The 18,032-nt window shown below is 58.0% G+C and carries 18 protein-coding genes; 12 read left to right on the forward strand and 6 right to left on the reverse strand.

Annotated elements, in window-relative coordinates; genetic code table 11:
• Positions 1-275: 275 nt before the first annotated feature.
• The 4 genes from Q8M42_RS20770 (at position 276) to Q8M42_RS20785 (ending at position 3,190) form a co-directional block, all read left to right on the forward strand.
• The gene (locus Q8M42_RS20770) at positions 276-677 is read left to right on the forward strand and encodes a hypothetical protein (protein WP_304867420.1); all 402 of its coding nucleotides are present in this window, start codon (positions 276-278) and stop codon (positions 675-677) included.
• A gap of 186 nt (positions 678-863) precedes the next feature.
• Entirely contained in the window at positions 864-1,673 is an 810-nt protein-coding gene (locus tag Q8M42_RS20775; RefSeq protein ID WP_304867424.1) for a hypothetical protein, read from the forward strand.
• A gap of 182 nt (positions 1,674-1,855) precedes the next feature.
• The gene (locus tag Q8M42_RS20780; protein WP_304867427.1) at positions 1,856-2,611 is read left to right on the forward strand and encodes a lysozyme inhibitor LprI family protein; all 756 of its coding nucleotides are present in this window, start codon (positions 1,856-1,858) and stop codon (positions 2,609-2,611) included.
• Between the two features lie 114 nt (positions 2,612-2,725).
• Positions 2,726-3,190, forward strand: coding sequence for a hypothetical protein (locus Q8M42_RS20785; protein WP_304867429.1), 465 nt, complete (start codon positions 2,726-2,728; stop codon positions 3,188-3,190).
• Positions 3,191-3,308: 118 nt separating this feature from the next.
• Here Q8M42_RS20785 and Q8M42_RS20790 read toward each other — a convergent pair whose 3' ends face one another.
• The 5 genes from Q8M42_RS20790 to purE form a co-directional block, all read right to left on the reverse strand.
• Positions 3,309-3,842 carry a DUF3299 domain-containing protein gene (locus Q8M42_RS20790; protein WP_304867432.1) on the reverse strand — a complete coding sequence of 178 codons (534 nt, stop codon included), beginning with the start codon at positions 3,840-3,842 and terminating at the stop codon, positions 3,309-3,311.
• Between the two features lie 34 nt (positions 3,843-3,876).
• On the reverse strand, positions 3,877-4,122 hold the full coding sequence (locus tag Q8M42_RS20795) for a GlsB/YeaQ/YmgE family stress response membrane protein (protein WP_304867435.1): 246 nt from the start codon (positions 4,120-4,122) through the stop codon (positions 3,877-3,879).
• A gap of 68 nt (positions 4,123-4,190) precedes the next feature.
• Positions 4,191-4,949 (reverse strand): ABC transporter substrate-binding protein, encoded by a 759-nt coding sequence (locus Q8M42_RS20800; protein WP_304867437.1) that lies wholly within the window; start codon positions 4,947-4,949, stop codon positions 4,191-4,193.
• A gap of 53 nt (positions 4,950-5,002) precedes the next feature.
• Positions 5,003-6,088 (reverse strand): 5-(carboxyamino)imidazole ribonucleotide synthase, encoded by a 1,086-nt coding sequence (locus tag Q8M42_RS20805; RefSeq protein WP_304867440.1) that lies wholly within the window; start codon positions 6,086-6,088, stop codon positions 5,003-5,005.
• Between the two features lie 3 nt (positions 6,089-6,091).
• Positions 6,092-6,583 (reverse strand): 5-(carboxyamino)imidazole ribonucleotide mutase, encoded by a 492-nt coding sequence (purE, locus tag Q8M42_RS20810; RefSeq protein WP_304867442.1) that lies wholly within the window; start codon positions 6,581-6,583, stop codon positions 6,092-6,094.
• Between the two features lie 304 nt (positions 6,584-6,887).
• On the opposite strand from purE, the gene Q8M42_RS20815 reads away from it, so the two are divergent.
• From Q8M42_RS20815 to ggt, 5 genes are all read left to right on the forward strand, one after another.
• Complete coding sequence (locus Q8M42_RS20815) at positions 6,888-7,682, forward strand: hypothetical protein (protein ID WP_304867443.1); 795 nt, start codon at positions 6,888-6,890, stop codon at positions 7,680-7,682.
• Between the two features lie 101 nt (positions 7,683-7,783).
• Positions 7,784-8,776: an AraC family transcriptional regulator gene (locus Q8M42_RS20820; protein ID WP_304867446.1), complete on the forward strand. Its 993-nt coding sequence runs from the start codon at positions 7,784-7,786 to the stop codon at positions 8,774-8,776.
• 288 nt (positions 8,777-9,064) lie between these two features.
• Positions 9,065-10,093: a histone deacetylase family protein gene (locus Q8M42_RS20825; protein WP_304867448.1), complete on the forward strand. Its 1,029-nt coding sequence runs from the start codon at positions 9,065-9,067 to the stop codon at positions 10,091-10,093.
• 140 nt (positions 10,094-10,233) lie between these two features.
• Positions 10,234-11,346, forward strand: a complete 1,113-nt coding sequence (locus Q8M42_RS20830; RefSeq protein WP_304867451.1) for a polyamine ABC transporter substrate-binding protein — start codon at positions 10,234-10,236, stop codon at positions 11,344-11,346.
• 117 nt (positions 11,347-11,463) lie between these two features.
• Entirely contained in the window at positions 11,464-13,137 is a 1,674-nt protein-coding gene (ggt, locus tag Q8M42_RS20835; protein WP_304867454.1) for a gamma-glutamyltransferase, read from the forward strand.
• A gap of 21 nt (positions 13,138-13,158) precedes the next feature.
• Here the strand turns inward: ggt and Q8M42_RS20840 are convergent, their stop codons facing one another.
• Positions 13,159-14,064 carry a LysR substrate-binding domain-containing protein gene (locus tag Q8M42_RS20840; RefSeq protein ID WP_304867457.1) on the reverse strand — a complete coding sequence of 302 codons (906 nt, stop codon included), beginning with the start codon at positions 14,062-14,064 and terminating at the stop codon, positions 13,159-13,161.
• A gap of 259 nt (positions 14,065-14,323) precedes the next feature.
• On the opposite strand from Q8M42_RS20840, the gene aspA reads away from it, so the two are divergent.
• The 3 genes from aspA to Q8M42_RS20855 form a co-directional block, all read left to right on the forward strand.
• Positions 14,324-15,751, forward strand: a complete 1,428-nt coding sequence (gene aspA / locus Q8M42_RS20845) for an aspartate ammonia-lyase (protein WP_304867461.1) — start codon at positions 14,324-14,326, stop codon at positions 15,749-15,751.
• A gap of 158 nt (positions 15,752-15,909) precedes the next feature.
• A complete protein-coding gene (locus Q8M42_RS20850; protein ID WP_304867464.1) occupies positions 15,910-17,163 on the forward strand; it encodes a dicarboxylate/amino acid:cation symporter in 1,254 nt (417 codons plus the stop codon).
• 618 nt (positions 17,164-17,781) lie between these two features.
• The coding region (locus Q8M42_RS20855) for an alanine:cation symporter family protein (RefSeq protein WP_305285572.1) at positions 17,782-18,032 on the forward strand (251 nt) is incomplete at its 3' end.

Consider the following 18,032-nt stretch of genomic DNA (forward strand, 5'->3'; position numbering starts at 1 on the left):
GGAAATGGCTGCCGCGAGGTGCTCGCTGCGGCTAAAAACACAGAAATAAGCGGGTGATTTGATCGTTTTTGATCACATCGCCGTTTTTAAAATCGACAGGCCTGAAGTCGGCCGGAAATATGGGACTACTTCAGACCATCCCTAGGAAATTAGTGCAGCAGCATATTGTCGACAACGACTTGTCTGCGCTAAGCACTACCATGGCTGACAGCTAAAAATGGCCTGGCGTGCCAAGCGATAGATTTAACAGACGAGCAAGTTACTTGAGGTAAAATATGAAAAAAATATCCGTATTGTTTTTATTAATACTTCTTCCGCGCTTAGTAGTCAGCGGCGAAATTGACTATTACAAGATATCTGAAGCAAGCTCCGCACGAATCGAAAAAATACTTGTGCGCTACTTTAGAATATATGGAGAGCCATGTGCCAACATTCAAATACTTAACTCGAAAAACTGGGAAGCGGTAGAGACTAAACGCATCTGCGAACTCAACGGTCTATCTCTTGATTCGGAAGTTGCTGATGCCTATTTTAGCAATCCTCAATTTTCCAACGAAGGCGTGCATATTCAGCTAAGCATCACACCACTAGAGCCCGTTGGAGAGCAAAAAAAAGCATGTTTAATTCCAATTAGAGACAAACAGATAGGAGCGATAGAATGTGCCGATATAGATTAGACAGGGCTTTGGTTCTGGAAAACTAACAGACTGAAATCCATGCAGAAAACACTGCGCTCACAGAAGATGACGCCGTGAAGAAAATCACACGGATAATCAATGGTGGGGAAAAGGTCTCGCGGGAAGAAAACAATTCAAACGCGAGATCACCGAGGCATTTATTGAGCTATATGGAAGTTGCCCTGCATGAAGATTAACAAACCACTATGGGCACTTATTTTTTCTGCCGTGTTCAGCACGTCCCATGCAGGCGGTTCGACCTGCACAACCATGTCTGCAAAGGATTTATACAACCCGATATTCTTAGACAACAGTTTCATAATACGCTTTAAAAGCTCATCCATATCAATCGATCCGGATGGAGATATTTTTCCCATCACAATAACAGGACAAAACTGCGATACAGGAAGCGAAGCGCAAATAGTAGAGCTCCCATATCTTGGAGATCCAGGAAAAGTGGAGAGTGCCTTTATGGCAGACTCAGATTTCGACGGTAAAGCAGAACTCTTTGTCATTCATAGGACACCCCTTTACTCCGACACCGGTATCAGCTACGGCTCTGATTACTTCACAACACTGGTCTATAAGAGAATAGATCCATTGACGTACGAACGAAGCGAGCGAGTCAGCACTTATTTTGGTGCCGGTGGGGACGTCTTATCATCACCTACGAGCGACAAACTCGCATACAAATACCCTTACAAATCCGAAGCCTCCATCCAAAGCAGATTAGCTTCCGTTCAATACAAAGCATGGTTCGAACAGAAACCCATCACTACCCGCATATCGAGAAAGACCTACTTACACGATCAGCCCAACGTTGCAGACAAAACCTCAAAATATTTGATAGATGGCGATGAGGTTCAAGTACTGAATCAGGAAGCAGGCTGGCTGGAGGCCGTGTTTCACAACAAGAAAAAAGGCGACATCAAGGGGTGGATACAGTGCAAGGATACACTCGAATGCGCAAACCAAACCTTAGGCGTCGATAAGTAGAGTGGATCAATGATTTGAACACGGCGTAGAGATATTTTTCTATGAGCCAGTAAATCTCATATACGGATAAATAACCAGATGAGAAAGCGATAAATTTATTTCTACGACTGGCAATATGCCAGACAAATAAATCTGCAACTTTCTCGTCTCCGGCTCTTCTTACCCACAGTTGAATTTAAATAATGCGTAATGTCAGTATGTGTTTTGTTGTTATATTTCTGTCAACCGCGCAGGCAATGGCTGCATGCCGTACGCCTACAGATGACTTCAATGGTTTGCGCTGCTTAAGTGAAATTTATAAAGATTCAGACATTACTCTAAATAAATCTTATACCAACCTCATATCGTCGTTAAACATGAAAGGTCAGCAGGTTGCTAGAGAAAGCCAGCTGAGTTGGATCAGGTTGAGGGATGGTCAGTGCGGATATAGGCAGTCTTATCAGTTCTTGTTTGATATGGACTGTGCAATAAAAATCACCCAAGAGCGGGATGTATATCTGCGGGCACTGCAAAGTGAGTGCAAAGGTCCAGATTGCTTCTACAGCGATCCCGATATGGCCCGGCGAATAGACATTAAAACTGCATTCTTGACCGGATTTCTGAGCACAATTAAATCAAAAGACGTGAAGCGTTTCATGCAACACATGAACAAGGAATACCTCGAAGAACAATTTTATGGTTTTCTAAAAGGCGATTTTGAGTATTTTATCAACTCATTTCTTTGGGGTAGAAACACCCTTGACAATAGCTATACCAATATAGCAATCGACTCAATAGAAAAAATCGAAATCACCTCCTATGAAGTAAATAAAGATAACCCTCTAGAATTTAATGTTAAAGTACTCGTTTTTTGGCGTGGCGGACAATCAGAGTGCAAGTTCGGCATGCTGCAGGATCCTGACTCAGGCATATTTTCGATAGTAGGGAATTATGGCTAGGCACCAGAAGTAAAAGGGCGGAGTGATTTATTTTTAATCACCCCGCCCTTCTGCCCGACTATTTGTCCTAATTTACAAATAATAAAAATAGAGGCAGCATCAATGAAGCGCCGCATGATCGCTCTGCTAGCTTACCCGTCTATGCTTTTCCTTTGCAGCGCTTGCACAGTACAGCCACAGAAAGAAAAACCCTCGTTACAACTACAGAATCTAACATACGCCGACGCATTGCAGGCTTACCGCAGCACCCCACGCAACGAAAACTACCGCTGTACCCACCAACTCGCAGACGACAATTACACAGCCAGTGCTGATGCCAAGGTCGTAGCGGTTGAAATCGATGACGCACTCTACTTGAGGCAAGATGAGCTTTTGTTGGAGCTAGGGCAAACGCAATTCAGCGAAAAGGCTGCTCGCTACGAAAACAGCATTAGTCAGATTGAAGCCGGCTATTCAATCATCAAGCAATTTAATTTTTCGGAATACAACGAGTCGGATGATCGTCATGTCGATCTATGGGTAAAAACACCCAAAGGCACACAGCACGTGAAAACATTTGGCCATCGTTGTGGGATCTGATCACGCTGGGCCGTTTATCATGCGCCAGGCAGGAAAACTCACGAAAAACTCATGTTTAACCGATACTCGCGAACACTACGTAACTGAGCGGTGCCGGAAGACCGCCGGCACATGACCGTTACAAATCGCTTTCCTCCACCACCCTAACCACCCCCGCCTCCAGCGCATACGCCGCATCCGCCAGTTCGTTATTGACCTGTTCGATTTTCAGCGTGCCGCTGACCCAGAGGGGGTTGTAGATATCTTCGAGTTCGATGCCTTTGGGGTAGCGCACCAGCACCAGTTGATTCGGCGGTGGTGGCGGGACGTGGATGCAGGCGCCGGGGTAGGGAACCAGAAAGAACAGCGTGCTGTGGCCCTTGCTGTCGGTTTCCAGTGGTACCGGGTAGCCGCCGAGACGGATGGCTTTGCCGTCGAAGGCAGCGACGGTTTTCGTCGAGTACATCACTGCTGGCAGGTTCTGGTCCTGCTGCTTGAGGCCGCCGGGGTTATAGAAGCCGCTGTCCTGCTCAAGGCCCTGGTGGCTGATCTCGGGCATCTCCTCCAGGGCCTGGCGATCTTCCGGCGGCATCAGCTCAAGCCAATCGGTTTCCGGCAGTTCGGCGCAGGCCAGGGTGCTGATAAGCAGCAGGGGTAACAGCAGATAGCGCATCGGCGGGCTCACACAGCAGCGGAGTAAATGGACATCAGTCCTTTCTAACAGCGGCGTAGATTACCAGCAGCACCACCGCGCCGATCACCGCGCCGATAAAACCGGCGGACTCACCCACTTTGTAGATGCCCAGCGCCTGGCCACCGTAGGTGGCGGCAACTGAGCCGCCGACGCCCAGGAGGATGGTCATGATCCAGCCCATGCTGTCGTTGCCAGGTTTGATAAAGCGCGCGATCAGACCGACGATCAGACCGATAAAGATGATGCCGATAATGCTCATGCGAGGCTCCTCAGTGGACAGTAGGTTTTACGACCGTTGATCTGACCACGGGAAAAGCTGGCAGTTCGCTATTCCTCGGTCTCCGGTGGCGCGACGCCGTAGCGGTGGTAGATGCGGGCAATCTCGCCACTCTCGCGCATACCGCGCAGCGCCTGCCCCAGCTGCTCGTAGAGGGCCGCTTTGTCGCCCAGGTAGTGGCGCTTCGACGCGCCGTAATAGTTACCGACGGACTGCTCGTACTGGTAATCGGCATAGCTGTAATCGCTGAAGCCGATCTTGTGGAACTGCGCCTCAATGGCTTCAGCATCCAGCACCACCATCACATCCAGGCGCCCGGCGCGAAACATCCCGGCCAGCAGGTAATCGTCAGTGGCCAGGCTTTTTTGCAGGCTGTTGTCGCCGTCAAACTGATCGAAGTAGGCGGTGCCGCGTTTGACCCCGATCACCTTGCCGTGCAGGTCGGCATAGCTACGCAGGCTGGCCTGCTGACCGGCCTTGACGATAAAGCGGATGCTTTTGCGCTGGACGCCGAGCGAGGGGAGAAAGTGCACGTAGTCCATGCGCTCGGTGGTGAACAGCACGCGCGGCACCAGGTCGATACGCCCGGATTTGAGGTCTTCCATACTGCGCACGAAGGGCGCGTAACGCCATTCGATGCGCGCGCCGACGCGTTGCGCAGCTGTGTCCAGCACTTCGATCAGCGGGCCGACGGGCAGCGAGTCGAAGGCCTGCATCTCCGGCGGGCGCTCGCGGTAATCGGCGCGCAACACCTGTTCGGCATGGCAAAGCGGCAGGAAAAGTACAGACAGCAGCAACAGGTACTTCATGACAAGGCTCTTGTGTATGGCCAGTACGCAAGAGCTTAGTCACAAAGCGAAGGTCAGGCCTTGGCGATCAGCGCTTCGACCACGGCGATCTGCTGGTCCAGGGTGACGCGATCCACACAGCGCAGAGTGGCGTGACCGACCTTGCGGCCGGCCTTGAAGGCCTTGCCGTAGTGGTGCAGACGGCAATCGTCGATGGCGATAACCTGCTCCACCGGCGGCACCACACCGATAAAGTTAAGCATGGCGCTCTCACCGACCTTGGCAGTCGAACCCAACGGCAGGCCGGCGACGGCGCGCAGGTGGTTTTCGAACTGGCTGCACTCGGCGCCTTCGATGGTCCAGTGCCCGGAGTTGTGCACGCGCGGCGCGATTTCGTTGGCTTTCAGGCCGCCATCGACTTCAAAGAATTCGAAGGCCAACACGCCGACGTAATCGAGCTTGGTCAGCACGCGGCTGACGTAATCTTCTGCCAGCGCCTGCAGCGGGTGATCGGTGCTGGCGATGGACAGCGCCAGCACGCCGCTGTCGTGACGGTTATGCACCAGCGGGTAGAAGCGCGTTTCGCCATCACGGGCACGCACTGCCACCAGCGACACTTCGCCAGTGAAGGGCACGAAGCCTTCGAGGATGCATGGCACGCTGCCCAGCTCGGCAAAGGCGCCGACTACATCTTCTGGTTTGCGCAGGACCTTCTGGCCCTTGCCGTCGTAACCCAGGGTGCGGGTCTTCATCACCGCCGGCAAGCCGATGCTGGCTACTGCGGCGTCGAGGTCGGCTTGCGACTGGATATCGGCAAAATCCGGGGTCGGAATGCCGAGGTCCTTGAACATCGACTTCTCAAACCAGCGGTCACGAGCGATGCGCAGGGCTTCGGCACTCGGATAGACCGGGACGAACTGCGAGAGGAAGGCCACGGTTTCCGCCGGCACGCTTTCAAACTCGAAAGTCACCAGATCGACTTCATCCGCCAGCTGACGCAGGTGATCCTGATCGCCGTAATCGGCGCGGATATGCTCACCCAGCGCTTGCGCACAGGCATCCGGCGCGGGGTCGAGGAAGGCGAAGTTCATCCCCAGCGGCGTGCCTGCCAGGGCCAACATGCGGCCCAGCTGGCCGCCACCGATTACGCCGATTTTCATGGGTTAGGCCTCACGCGGGTCCGGATTTTCCAGCACGGATTCGGTCTGCTCGGTACGGAACGCCTTCAGCCGCTCATGGAACTGCGGGTGCTGGTGACCGAGGATGCTTGCGGCGAGCAGCGCGGCATTGATTGCACCGGCCTTGCCGATGGCCAGGGTGGCCACCGGAATACCGGCCGGCATCTGCACGATCGACAGCAGCGAATCCACGCCCGAGAGCACCGCCGATTGCACCGGCACGCCGAGCACCGGCAGGTGGGTTTTGGCTGCACACATACCCGGCAGGTGGGCTGCACCGCCGGCACCGGCGATGATCACCTGAATGCCACGGCCTTCCGCTTCTTCGGCGTACTGGAACAGCAGGTCCGGGGTGCGGTGGGCGGAAACCACCTTCACTTCGTACGGAATGCCCAGCTTGTCCAGCATCTCGGCGGTGTGGCTAAGGGTGGACCAATCGGACTTGGAGCCCATGATCACGCCAACCAGTGCGCTCATCGTCGTGCCTCTTCTTCATCAAGTGCCCGTAGGCGCTGCAGAAACTAACAAGCCACGCTGGAAACCAGGCGTGGCTTGTTAGTGAATGAATTATGGCGGTGCGGCCCGCCAAAGGCCGCGCAGTATACCGTAAAGCCTGGGCTGGCGTGCACCCCGGCGCGCCGTTTGTCGCGGGCCGCCCGCCGCGAGGCCAGACGGCAGGTCAACGCCGCAACAGGCGAACGTCATGAGCAGACTTGGCGCACAAATCGCGGCCTGCAGCCTGGCTATACTGGGCGTTCTTTTAACGACCAAGGACACCACCATGACAAGGCTGTCACTGCTACTCGCCGCTTCGCTGTTCACCCTCAACGCCAGCGCCCTCGAACTGGCCAAATACCCGCAAGTATTCGATGCCGGCAAAGGCATCAGCGTGACCGTCGCGCCCAGCAGTGACGGCAAACAGGCGCTGATCCAGGTCAGCGGCATCAACCACGCGCTGGATGAAGTGGTGCTGCTGAGCACGGTCAACGAGCGCGGCAACGATGAGCGCGATTACACCACCACCCTCGATGGCAGCGCCTACAACCTGCTGATCAAGCGCCAGGGCTGGGGCGGCGAGCAATACCAGCTGTACCTGCCGAGCACCGACGGTTTCGAGCTGGGCTTCGATGAAACCAAGAGCAAGCAGACCAAACCGGCCAGCCTGCTGGCACTCTACGAGCAGCAGAAGAAAAACGGCGTTCAGGACAAGCTGAGCAGCTTCGACCGGGAAAAGCGCGTAGCCGACTTCACCCAGCAGCTTCAGCAAATCGACCAGGACGCCTCGAAGGCCTGCGCCACTCCACTGGTCACAAAGGTCGAGTGGAGCGCCATAGACGACGACAAGCTCAAGCGCCTCAGCGTGCCGAGCTTCTGCGGTGAAGTGGTCAGCCAGCTGGCCAACCTGTGCCAGAACGGTGATGAGCAAAAGGCTGCCGCCAAGGGCCTGAAAACCGTGCAGTGCAGCTTTGCGCAAAAGCTCCAGCTGCGCGAAAACGATGCGACCCTGACCTTCACCACCCATGAAAAAGCACCCAATCAGGGCGATTTTATCAACGCCTTCCTGCGTAATCGCTAACCCTGGCTAAAGCGCAGCGGCCCGGATAGCCCCGGACTGCTGCGGTGCCGCGGCATAGTTCTTGCCTCATTCAGGCATTCTGAACTGTTGCGGTTGTCCCGATGTTGCACGCCCACCTGACCACCCTGCATGTGGTTTCGCAGATCCTCGAAATCTTTGCCGCGCAACCCGAACTGACCGCGCAGCTATTGGCCGGTAGCGGCATTGCCGCAGCTGACCTGGACTGCGCTGACACCCGCATCACCCGTACCCAGGAATTGCAGGTCTGCGCCAACGCCCTACAGCTGCGCAGTGATCTGGGCCTGGAGCTGGGCCGGCGTATGCATGTGTCGGCGTATGGCATGGTCGGTTACGCCGCGCTCTCCAGTGCCACCTTTGGTGACGCCTGGCGGCTGATGCTGCAATACCCGGCGCTGCTCGGCACCTACTTCAAACTGGATATGCACCTCGAAGGCGAACTGGCCTGGGTCTGCGCCAGCGACTACCAGCACAGCCCGGAGCTTGAGGTGTTCAACCTGGAAATGTGCCTGGCCTCGCTCAAGCTGATCAGCGATGACCTGCTCGGCCAGCCCCTGCCGCTCAGCGCTGCACAGTTTCGCTATGGCGAACCGGCCTACAGCGCACGTTACCCACACAGCTTCGCCTGTCCGCTGCAGTTTGATGCCGCGCGCAATGCTTTTGCCTTTCCCGCCAGCTGGCTGCAGCAACCACTGCCGCTGGCCGATGCGGTGACCCATCGCGAGATGCTCGAGCGCTGTCGCAAGCAGAATAGCGAGTTCAACAGCCGCCAGGCCTGGCTCGCGCGCATCCGCCAGCTCCTGGCCGAACAGCTGACCGCACCACCCGGCCTGGAGCAATTAGCCCAGCAGATGCACTGCTCGCCGCGCACCCTGCGTCGCCATCTGCAGGAGCTCGGCACACACTACCAAGAGTTGCTCGACGAGCTGCGCTTCGAGCGGGCAAAAACCCTGCTCGGCCAGGAAGACTGGCCGATCTGCCGGATTGCCGAGTACCTCGGCTTTAGCGAAACGGCCAGCTTCCGCCACGCCTTCCAACGCTGGAGCGGCGTACCGCCAAGCCGGTTTCGCGCCTGACCCCACACTGCACAGTGACTGAGATTTGTGGGAGGGGCTTTAGCCGCGACAACCGCTTTTAAAAAGCTCGCCGCTAAAGCGCCTCCCACGAAATGCCAAGGCGGTCGCGCAATTTATGGCCCAGCCATCCCTGGCGGCCACCCTGCGGGCCATCGCTGCGCGACGTTAAAAATCGCTCCCGGCAATTTTTGGCCATTTCGATCCCCTTTTGGCCGTTGTCAGCGTTCTTTCGCAGCGCCATACAAGCGAACAATGGTTGCCAGAACAACAAGCCTGGAGCCGCGCCATATGCTCACCTTTTACAGCGACGACCATCACCTGCACCACGGCAGCTGCGAGCTGATCGACGGCCAACTGATGCCCTGTTTCGAGAAGCCGCAACGCGCCGACCACATCCTGCAACGCGTCAAGGGCCGTCAGCTCGGCGAGGTGCGCCCGCCGCAGGATTTCGGCCTGGCGCCGATTGAGCGCATCCACAGCGCCGCTTATCTGGACTTCTTCAAAAGCGCCTGGGCGCGCTGGCAAACGCAGAACGGCAGCGGCGACCTGCTGCCCTTCACCTGGCCGGCACGTACCCTGCGCCAAGTCATCCCGCGCGACCTGCATGGCCAACTCGGCTATTACAGCTTCGATGGTGGTGCACCTATTACTGCGGGCACCTGGCAGGCGGCTTATAGCGCCGCGCAAGTGGCGCTTAGCGCTCAGCAAGAAATCTCAAACGGCGCGCACAGTGCCTTTGCCCTGTGCCGTCCGCCAGGTCACCACGCCGCTGGCGAGCTGATGGGTGGCTACTGTTACCTGAATAACGCCGCCATCGCCGCTCAGGCCTTTCTCGACCAAGGCAAGCAGCGCGTGGCGATCCTCGATGTCGATTACCACCACGGCAACGGCACCCAGGACATCTTCTACACCCGCAACGATGTGCTATTTGCCTCGATCCACGGCGACCCGGCCGATGAGTTCCCATTCTTCCTCGGCTATGCCGATGAACGCGGCGAAGGGGCTGGCGAAGGCTGTAACTTCAACTACCCGCTGGCCATGGGCAGCCCGTGGGACGTGTGGAGCGCCGCGCTGGACGATGCCTGCCAACGGATTGCCGATTACGACGCCGACGTGATTGTGGTGTCGCTGGGCGTGGACACCTTCAAGGACGACCCGATTTCCCAGTTCAAACTCGACAGTCCGGACTACCTGGCCATGGGCAAGCGCATCGCAGCCCTCGGCAAGCCGACCCTGTTTGTCATGGAAGGCGGCTATGCGGTTGAGGCGATCGGTGTCAACGCGGTCAACGTGCTGGAAGGTTTCGAGGGTGCGTAGGGTGGATCGGGGCGCGCAGCTGACGCTCTTCTCGTCCACAGATAACACGACAGATGACCCTGAGGGTTTTCCAAATGCTTGGTGGATGGATAAAGCGCCATCCACCCTACGATCAGAACGTCTAAAAAGGGTGAGACACGATGAATACGATCAAACACCTGCTCGCCGTCGCCATCTGCGGCGCAACCCTTCTGGCCACTGCGGTCCAGGCGCAAACGCCAGAGAAACAGCGCGAACTGCGCGTGTACAACTGGGCCGACTACATGCTGCCCTCGGTGCCCAAAGACTTTGCCGCCAACAGCGGCATCAAGCTGACCTGGGACATCTTCGACACCAACGAAGGTCTGGAAGCCAAGCTGCTCACCGGTAACTCGGGTTACGACCTGGTGGTGCCCACTAACACCTTCCTCGAGAACGAAATCAAAGCCGGTGTGTTCCAGAAACTGGACAAAAGCAAGTTGCCTAACTGGCAACATCTCGACCCAGGCCTGCTGAAGTTGATAACCGCCAACGACCCCGGCAACCAGTACGCCGTGCCTTACATGTACGGCACGGTGCTGATCGGCTTCAACCCGGACAAAGTCAAAGAAGCGCTCGGCACCGATGCGCCAGTGGACAGCTGGGACCTGATTTTCAAGGAAGAGAACATCAGCAAGCTCAAACAGTGTGGCGTGGCCATGCTCGATTCGCCGGGTGAAATTCTGCCGATTGCCCTGCATTACCTGGGCCTCGACCCCAACAGCACCAAGCCTGAGGACTACGAGAAAGCCAGTGCGCTGATGCTGAAAATCCGCCCCTACGTCTCCTACTTCAACTCCGCCAAGTACATGACCGATATCGCCAACGGTGACATCTGCGTGGCCATCGGCTACTCGGGTAGCTTCTACCAGTTCGCCAATCGCGCCAAAGAAGCTGGCAACGGCGTGGTGGTCGACTGGCGCTTGCCGAAAGAAGGCGCACCGCTGTGGTACGACTCCTTCGCCATTCCAAAAAGCGCGCAGAACGTTGCTGAAGCCCATGAGTTCCTCAACAACCTGCTCGATCCCAAGGTCATTGCGCCGATCAGCGACTTCCTCGGCTACCCCAACCCAAACAAGGACGGCATGCCGCTGGTAGGTGCGGAAATCCGCGACAATCCTGGCCTGACGCCAACCGCCGAAGCGCAGAAAACCCTCTACGTGCTGCAACCGCTGCCGCAGAAGGTTGAGCGCGTACGCACCCGGGTGTGGAACACCATCAAGTCCGGTACGTGATAGCACTGACACTTGGCTAACAGCTGAAATACCCTCAAGCCTCGCTAGCGAAGCACCACTCACCACGGTGAAACGCTAGTGGGGCTTATACACACCATAAGAATATGAGGATTAAGCATGCAATTGACTGCTCGCTCTACTCTGCTCGCAACCGCCATTCTGGCTGCTAGCAATACCTGCGTATTGGCCGCGCCACTGGAAGGTGGCGCGGTCGCCGCACCAGACGAATATGGCGCCAAAGTCGCCGCCCAAGTGCTCAAGTCGGGCGGCAATGCAGTGGATGCAGCCGTAGCAACGGCCTTTACCCTGGCGGTGACCTATCCCGAAGCCGGCAATATCGGCGGCGGCGGTTTTATGACCCTGTTTATGGACGGCAAACCCTACTTTATTGATTACCGCGAAGTGGCCCCCAAAGCCGCTAGCAAAACCATGTACCTGGATGACAAGGGTGAAGTCATCGAGAACAGCACCATGGTTGGCGCTAAAGCCGCTGGCGTACCCGGCACCGTGATGGGCTTATGGGAAGCGCACCAGCGCTTTGGCAAGCTGCCGTGGAGCGAACTGCTGACCCCTGCCATTGGTTATGCCCGCAATGGTTTCACCGTGGCCGAACAGCAATACCAATACCGCGAAGACGCGCTGGCGCTGTTCAACAACCAGACCAACTTTGCTGATTACTTCGGCAGCATGCAGCAGGGAAAAATCTTCAAACAACCTGAAATGGCGCAAACCCTGGAGCGTATAGCCGCCAACGGTGCCAACGAGTTTTATCAGGGCAAAACCGCCGAATTGTTAGTGGCGCAAATGCAGCACGATGGCGGCCTGATCAGTGCCGACGACCTCAATAGCTATCGCGCCGAATGGCGCGAACCCATGCGTGTCGACTGGCAAGGCAACACCCTCTACACCGCACCGCTACCAAGCTCGGGAGGTATCGCCCTGGCCCAACTGATCGGTATCAAAGAGCAGCGCGCCGCTGATTTCAAAGGCGTTGAGCTCAACTCCGCCCGCTACATTCACCTGCTGGCAGAAATCGAAAAGCGCGTATTCGCTGACCGTGCTGACTACCTGGGCGATCCCGAGTTTTCAGATGTACCGGTCAAGCAACTGGTCGACCCTGCCTACATTGCCAAACGCGCGACTGAGGTTAACCCAGCAGCCATCTCGGCGACTGAGAAAGTCCGCCCCGGCCTGGAAACCCACCAGACCACACACTTCTCGATCATCGACGCTGACGGCAATGCCGTGAGTAACACCTACACCCTCAACTGGGATTACGGCAGCGGTGTGGTGGTCAAGGGTGCAGGCTTTCTGCTCAACGACGAGATGGATGACTTCAGTGCCAAACCCGGCATTGCTAACGCCTTTGGTGTAGTCGGTAGCGACGCCAATGCCATCGAACCGGGCAAACGCATGCTCTCCTCGATGAGCCCGAGCATCGTCACCCGCGACGGTCAGGTGAGCCTGATCCTGGGTACGCCGGGCGGCTCGCGCATCTTCACCTCGATCTTTCAGGTGCTGAACAACGTGTATGACTTTGGCTTGCCACTGCAAAAAGCCATCGCCGCACAGCGCGTGCACCACCAGCTCCTGCCCAAAGACACGATCTACTATGACGCCTATGCACCGCTCACTGGCAAGGTGGCCGATGAGCTAAAAACCATGGGCTACACCCTTGAAGACCAGGGCTGGAACATGGGCGATATTCAAGCCATCAAGGTAACCGGTAGCCGCCTGGAAACAGCGTCAGATCCACGTGGTCGCGGCGTCGGCCAGGTCGTGCCGCGTTAGCAGGCGGCAACCGAGGTCGGCCTAGCGGCCGACCTCGCCGCTTTCCAGCTTGCGCCAAAGCAACCGCACAGACGCCTTGCGCACCAGGGCGCAGCGGTACAGGCGGATTTCCAGCGGCGCTTGCCACTGTTCATCGCCGCACACCACCAGCTCGCCACGGGCCAACTCAGCGGTCACGCTCAGCCGTGGCACCCAGGCCACGCCCATGCCCTGCAAGGCCATGCTTTTCAGGCTGTCAGCCATCGCCGTTTCGTACACCGTGGTCGAGCGCAGCGCGCGTTGACGCAGCAGCAAATTCACCGAGCGCCCGAGAAAAGCGCCAGCGCTGTAGGCCAGCAGCGGCACGCTCTGGCCGCTGTTGAGGTCGAATAGCGGCGCGCCGCCTTCGCCCACCGCGCATACCGGGAGCATTTCCGTGCGGCCCAGGTGCAGCGAGGGGAAGATTTCCGGGTCCATCTGCAATGAAGCATCCGGATCGTAATAGGCCAGGATCAGGTCGCAGGCCCCGTCGCGCAACGCATGCACCGCTTCACCGACATTGGTCGCCACCAGCCGCGTATTCAGCGGCAAGCCTTCGTGACGCAAACGGGCCATCCATTGCGGAAAGAAGCCCAGGGTCAGCGAGTGCGCGGCGGCGATCTGCATCACCTCGCCCTGCTGGCCTTCGAGGTTATGCAGGTGGCGCACCACCTCACCGAGCTGCTCGACCATGCTCCGTGCCGTGACCAGAAACAGCTGGCCGGACTCGGTCAGTTCGATGGGCGTGCAAGCGCGGTTGACCAGGGTCAGGCCGAGCATGTTCTCCAGGCTGCGAATACGCCGGCTAAAGGCTGGCTGGGTGACAAAGCGTTTTTGCGCCGCCTGGGAGAAGCTGCGGGTAGCGGCCAGGGTGACAAAGTCTTCCAGCCATTTGCTTTCAAGGTTCATCGTCACTCCTGTTTTTGTAGGGTGGATGACGCTGTTTTTATCCACCTGGTCTCGTACGGAGTGGTGGATGGATAAAGCGTCATCCACCCTACGGCCCTCCCATAGGCACGGCGTACGTCCAAACAACCTTGGGCGTCACGCCAACGTTATGCCGATTATGCATGACCCAGCGCTTAACAGCATTGGCCAGCAGCAAGCTACGGCCCCTAACCTACGGGCCATCGCGGCATATGCCGCATTTCCTGAGATGACCTTGATCATGTCCGCTGCTGCATCCACTCGCCTCGAAAAAGACCTGCTCGGCACCCTCGACGTTCCTGCTGACGCCTATTACGGCATCCAGACCCTGCGCGCCGTGCAGAACTTCCGCCTGTCCGGCGTGACGCTGTCGCATTACCCGAAACTGGTGGTTGCCCTGGCCATGGTCAAGCAGGCCGCCGCCGACGCCAACCGCGAGCTGGGCCACCTGTCCGCCGCCAAGCACACGGCAATCAGCACCGCTTGCGCACGCATCATTCAGGGCGAGTTCCACGACCAGTTCGTGGTCGACATGATTCAAGGCGGGGCCGGCACCTCGACCAATATGAATGCCAACGAAGTCATCGCCAACATCGCCCTCGAAGCCATGGGTTTCGAGAAGGGTGATTACAAACAGCTGCACCCGAACAACGACGTGAACATGGCGCAGTCGACCAACGACGCCTACCCGACCGCCATTCGCCTGGGCCTGCTGCTCGGCCATGAGAGCCTGCTCACTGCGCTGGACAAGCTGATTCAGTCGCTGTCGAAAAAACACCTGGAGTTCAGCCACGTGCTGAAGATGGGCCGCACCCAGCTGCAGGACGCCGTACCGATGACCCTCGGTCAGGAATTCCGCGCCTTCGCCACCACCCTTGGCGAAGACCTGCAGCACCTCAAACTGCTCGCCCCCACCCTGCTCACCGAAGTGAACCTGGGCGGCACGGCGATTGGCACCGGGATCAACGCTGACCCGCAGTACCAGCTGCTGGCGGTCAAGCGCCTGGCGATTATCAGTGGCCAGCCGCTGACCCCGGCCGCCGACCTGATCGAAGCCACCTCGGACATGGGCGCCTTTGTGCTGTTCTCCGGCATGCTCAAGCGCACCGCCGTCAAGCTGTCGAAGATGTGCAACGACCTGCGCCTGCTGTCCAGTGGCCCACGCACCGGGATCAACGAGATCAACCTGCCAGCGCGCCAGCCGGGCAGCTCGATCATGCCCGGCAAGGTCAACCCGGTGATCCCGGAAGCAGTCAATCAAGTGGCCTTTGAAGTGATCGGCAACGACCTGGCGCTGACCATGGCGGCCGAAGGTGGCCAGCTGCAGCTCAACGTGATGGAGCCGCTGATCGCCTACAAGATCTTCGACTCGATCCGCCTGCTGACCCGCGCCATGGATATGCTGCGCGAGCTGTGCATCGACGGCATCACCGCCAACGAAGCGCGCTGCCGCGAACTGATGGAGAACTCCATCGGCCTGATCACCGCACTCAACCCTTACATCGGCTACGAAAACGCCACGCGCATTGCCAAGGTCGCGCTGGAAAGTGGTCGCAGCGTGCTGGAATTGGTGCGCGAGGAGAAGCTGCTGGGCGACGCCGAGCTGGCCGACATCCTGCGTCCCGAGAACATGATCGCGCCGCGCCTGGTACCGCTGCTGCCGAGCTGATCTGCACAGCACCACACGCGCCGTCTCCGCCAGGAACGGCGCGTTTTTTTCACCAGCACCCAGAGCATGGGTAGCTGGTTTTCCGCCCTCGCCTGCCGGGCGGCACCGCTCAAGGCCGCACAGACGGCCCCACAAAAACGATAATCCGGGTGATAACCATGAGTCAGAGCAGTACTTCTTCCTTAGGCTTCCTGCGGCGCATGCCGCTGTGGCAGCAAATCCTTATCGGCCTCGGCCTCGGCGTACTGACCGGCGTGCTGTTCAAGGCCGACGCCCTGGTGCTGGCACCGATCGGCACGCTGTTCCTCAACGCGATCAAGATGCTTATCGTGCCGCTGGTGTTTGTTTCGCTGGTGGCCGGTATTACCGCCATGAGTGACAGCGCCAAGCTCGGGCGCATCAGCGTCAAAACCATCGCCATCTACCTGATCACCACCGCCTTTGCGGTGAGCATCGGCCTGCTATTCGGCGCCCTGTTCACCCCAGGTGAAGGCATGAATATGGTCGCCAGCGGCGTACAGGAAACCAAGCAGTCACCGTCGCTGGTGCAGATTCTGGTGGGCCTGGTACCGACCAACCCGGTGGCCGCTTTTGCCGAGGGCAATATCCTGCAGATCATCGTGTTCGCCATCGCCCTGGGCGTGAGCATGAACCTGATTGGCGAAAAGGCCGCACCGGCAGTCAAGCTGTTCGACAGCCTGGCCGAGGTGTTCTACAAGCTCACCGACCTGGTGATGCGCTGCGCGCCTATCGGCGTTTTTGCGCTGATCGCCGGCGTGGTGGCCTCCCACGGCATTGAGGTGCTGCTGCCGCTGGCAGGCGTGATCGGCGTCATCTACCTGGCCAGCATCACCCATATGCTGCTGATCTATGGCGGCCTGCTGGGCTTGTTCGCGCGGCTTAGCCCACTGCGTTTCTTCAAGGGTGTGGCGCCGGCACTGGCCGTGGCCTTCAGTACTTCAAGCAGCGCCGGCACCTTGCCGGTGTCGATTGAATGCGCGCGCAAGAATCTCGGCGTGTCGCAGGGCGTGGCCGGTTTCGTACTGCCGGTGGGCGCCACTATCAACATGGATGGCACCGCTATCTATCAAGGTGTATTGGCGCTGTTTATCGCCCAGGCTTTCGGCGTCGACCTGAATGCCGGCCAGTACCTGATGATCATCCTCACCGCCACCCTGGCCTCGATCGGCACCGCCGGCGTGCCCGGCGCCGGGCTGATCATGCTTGGCCTGGTGCTGACCTCGGTCGGCCTGCCGCTGGAAGGCGTGGCGCTGATCGCCGGTATCGACCGCATCCTCGATATGGCGCGCACCACGGTCAACGTCGCCGGCGACCTGATGACCACCACCCTGGTGGGCAGCAGCGAGAAGGAACTGGATCGCAACATCTACAACAGCGACAACGCGCAATAACGCGGCGCTGCAAACGGGCAACACCCGCACACGGACGTGCGGGGCTTTTGCGCCAACCCGGCGCAACGGCACTGCCGGCAGGACCCGGCAGCCAACGAGATGTCACAGAGCCTGCTCTGGGGCATCCAGGGCATACCAATAAAAACAACCACACAGGGTGACCCCATGAACGCATTCGACCCCGGTCGTCTCTCTCCGCCAGGCAGCAGGCCACCCCCGCTGCCCTAGTGCCTGAATAGCCCGTTCAGTCGGCTCGGCGGCGAATCCTCCTGCGGCGGTTTATGGCATGCCATCAGCCATCGCAGGGTTTCTGTGTCGGCGCACAATCCTCGCCACCGACCGACTGCACAGGCTCCCAGCACACGGAACACCCGTGCCGTCCGCCAGCGTCGCCCTATCGGGTGGCGCTGCGGCGTCATCACCATTAACAGGCTGTTGAAAAACTACCTGCGTTGCCATCGCGGCGTTAAAAACAGGCCGGGACACGGCGTCTCAAAATGCTCATTTACAAACTCGTAAACTCCGCTTTTTCGCCTGTTTTGCCTTGCGCTGGCTGCCTCGCCTACGTTTTTCAACGGCCTGTTATTCCCCGATAAATACAAAAAAGGGAGAGACCCCATGCTCGATATTCTCAATGACCTGATCTGGAGCAAGCTGCTGATCGTGATGCTGATCGGCCTTGGTCTGTACTTCACCATCGCCTCGCGTTTCGTTCAGTTCCGTTACTTCGGCAGCATGTTCCGCATCTTCGCCGAAGCCTTTCAGCGTCAGCCGGGTCAGCTCAGTTCGTTCCAGGCGCTGATGCTTTCGGTAGCCGGTCGCGTCGGTGCCGGCAACATCGCCGGTGTCTCGGTGGCGATCATGCTCGG

Origin of the sequence: Pseudomonas sp. (genome assembly GCF_030684895.1) — a bacterium.
Lineage (GTDB): Bacteria > Pseudomonadota > Gammaproteobacteria > Pseudomonadales > Pseudomonadaceae > Aquipseudomonas.

Coding starts and splice junctions, on each gene's coding strand:
- Q8M42_RS20770 (WP_304867420.1), top strand. CDS start 276: ATGAAAAAAATATCCGTATTGTTTTTATTAATACTTCTTCCGCGCTTA.
- Q8M42_RS20775 (WP_304867424.1), top strand. CDS start 864: ATGAAGATTAACAAACCACTATGGGCACTTATTTTTTCTGCCGTGTTC.
- Q8M42_RS20780 (WP_304867427.1), top strand. CDS start 1,856: ATGCGTAATGTCAGTATGTGTTTTGTTGTTATATTTCTGTCAACCGCG.
- Q8M42_RS20785 (WP_304867429.1), top strand. CDS start 2,726: ATGATCGCTCTGCTAGCTTACCCGTCTATGCTTTTCCTTTGCAGCGCT.
- Q8M42_RS20790 (WP_304867432.1), bottom strand. CDS start 3,842: ATGCGCTATCTGCTGTTACCCCTGCTGCTTATCAGCACCCTGGCCTGC.
- Q8M42_RS20795 (WP_304867435.1), bottom strand. CDS start 4,122: ATGAGCATTATCGGCATCATCTTTATCGGTCTGATCGTCGGTCTGATC.
- Q8M42_RS20800 (WP_304867437.1), bottom strand. CDS start 4,949: ATGAAGTACCTGTTGCTGCTGTCTGTACTTTTCCTGCCGCTTTGCCAT.
- Q8M42_RS20805 (WP_304867440.1), bottom strand. CDS start 6,088: ATGAAAATCGGCGTAATCGGTGGCGGCCAGCTGGGCCGCATGTTGGCC.
- purE (WP_304867442.1), bottom strand. CDS start 6,583: ATGAGCGCACTGGTTGGCGTGATCATGGGCTCCAAGTCCGATTGGTCC.
- Q8M42_RS20815 (WP_304867443.1), top strand. CDS start 6,888: ATGACAAGGCTGTCACTGCTACTCGCCGCTTCGCTGTTCACCCTCAAC.
- Q8M42_RS20820 (WP_304867446.1), top strand. CDS start 7,784: ATGTTGCACGCCCACCTGACCACCCTGCATGTGGTTTCGCAGATCCTC.
- Q8M42_RS20825 (WP_304867448.1), top strand. CDS start 9,065: ATGCTCACCTTTTACAGCGACGACCATCACCTGCACCACGGCAGCTGC.
- Q8M42_RS20830 (WP_304867451.1), top strand. CDS start 10,234: ATGAATACGATCAAACACCTGCTCGCCGTCGCCATCTGCGGCGCAACC.
- ggt (WP_304867454.1), top strand. CDS start 11,464: ATGCAATTGACTGCTCGCTCTACTCTGCTCGCAACCGCCATTCTGGCT.
- Q8M42_RS20840 (WP_304867457.1), bottom strand. CDS start 14,064: ATGAACCTTGAAAGCAAATGGCTGGAAGACTTTGTCACCCTGGCCGCT.
- aspA (WP_304867461.1), top strand. CDS start 14,324: ATGTCCGCTGCTGCATCCACTCGCCTCGAAAAAGACCTGCTCGGCACC.
- Q8M42_RS20850 (WP_304867464.1), top strand. CDS start 15,910: ATGAGTCAGAGCAGTACTTCTTCCTTAGGCTTCCTGCGGCGCATGCCG.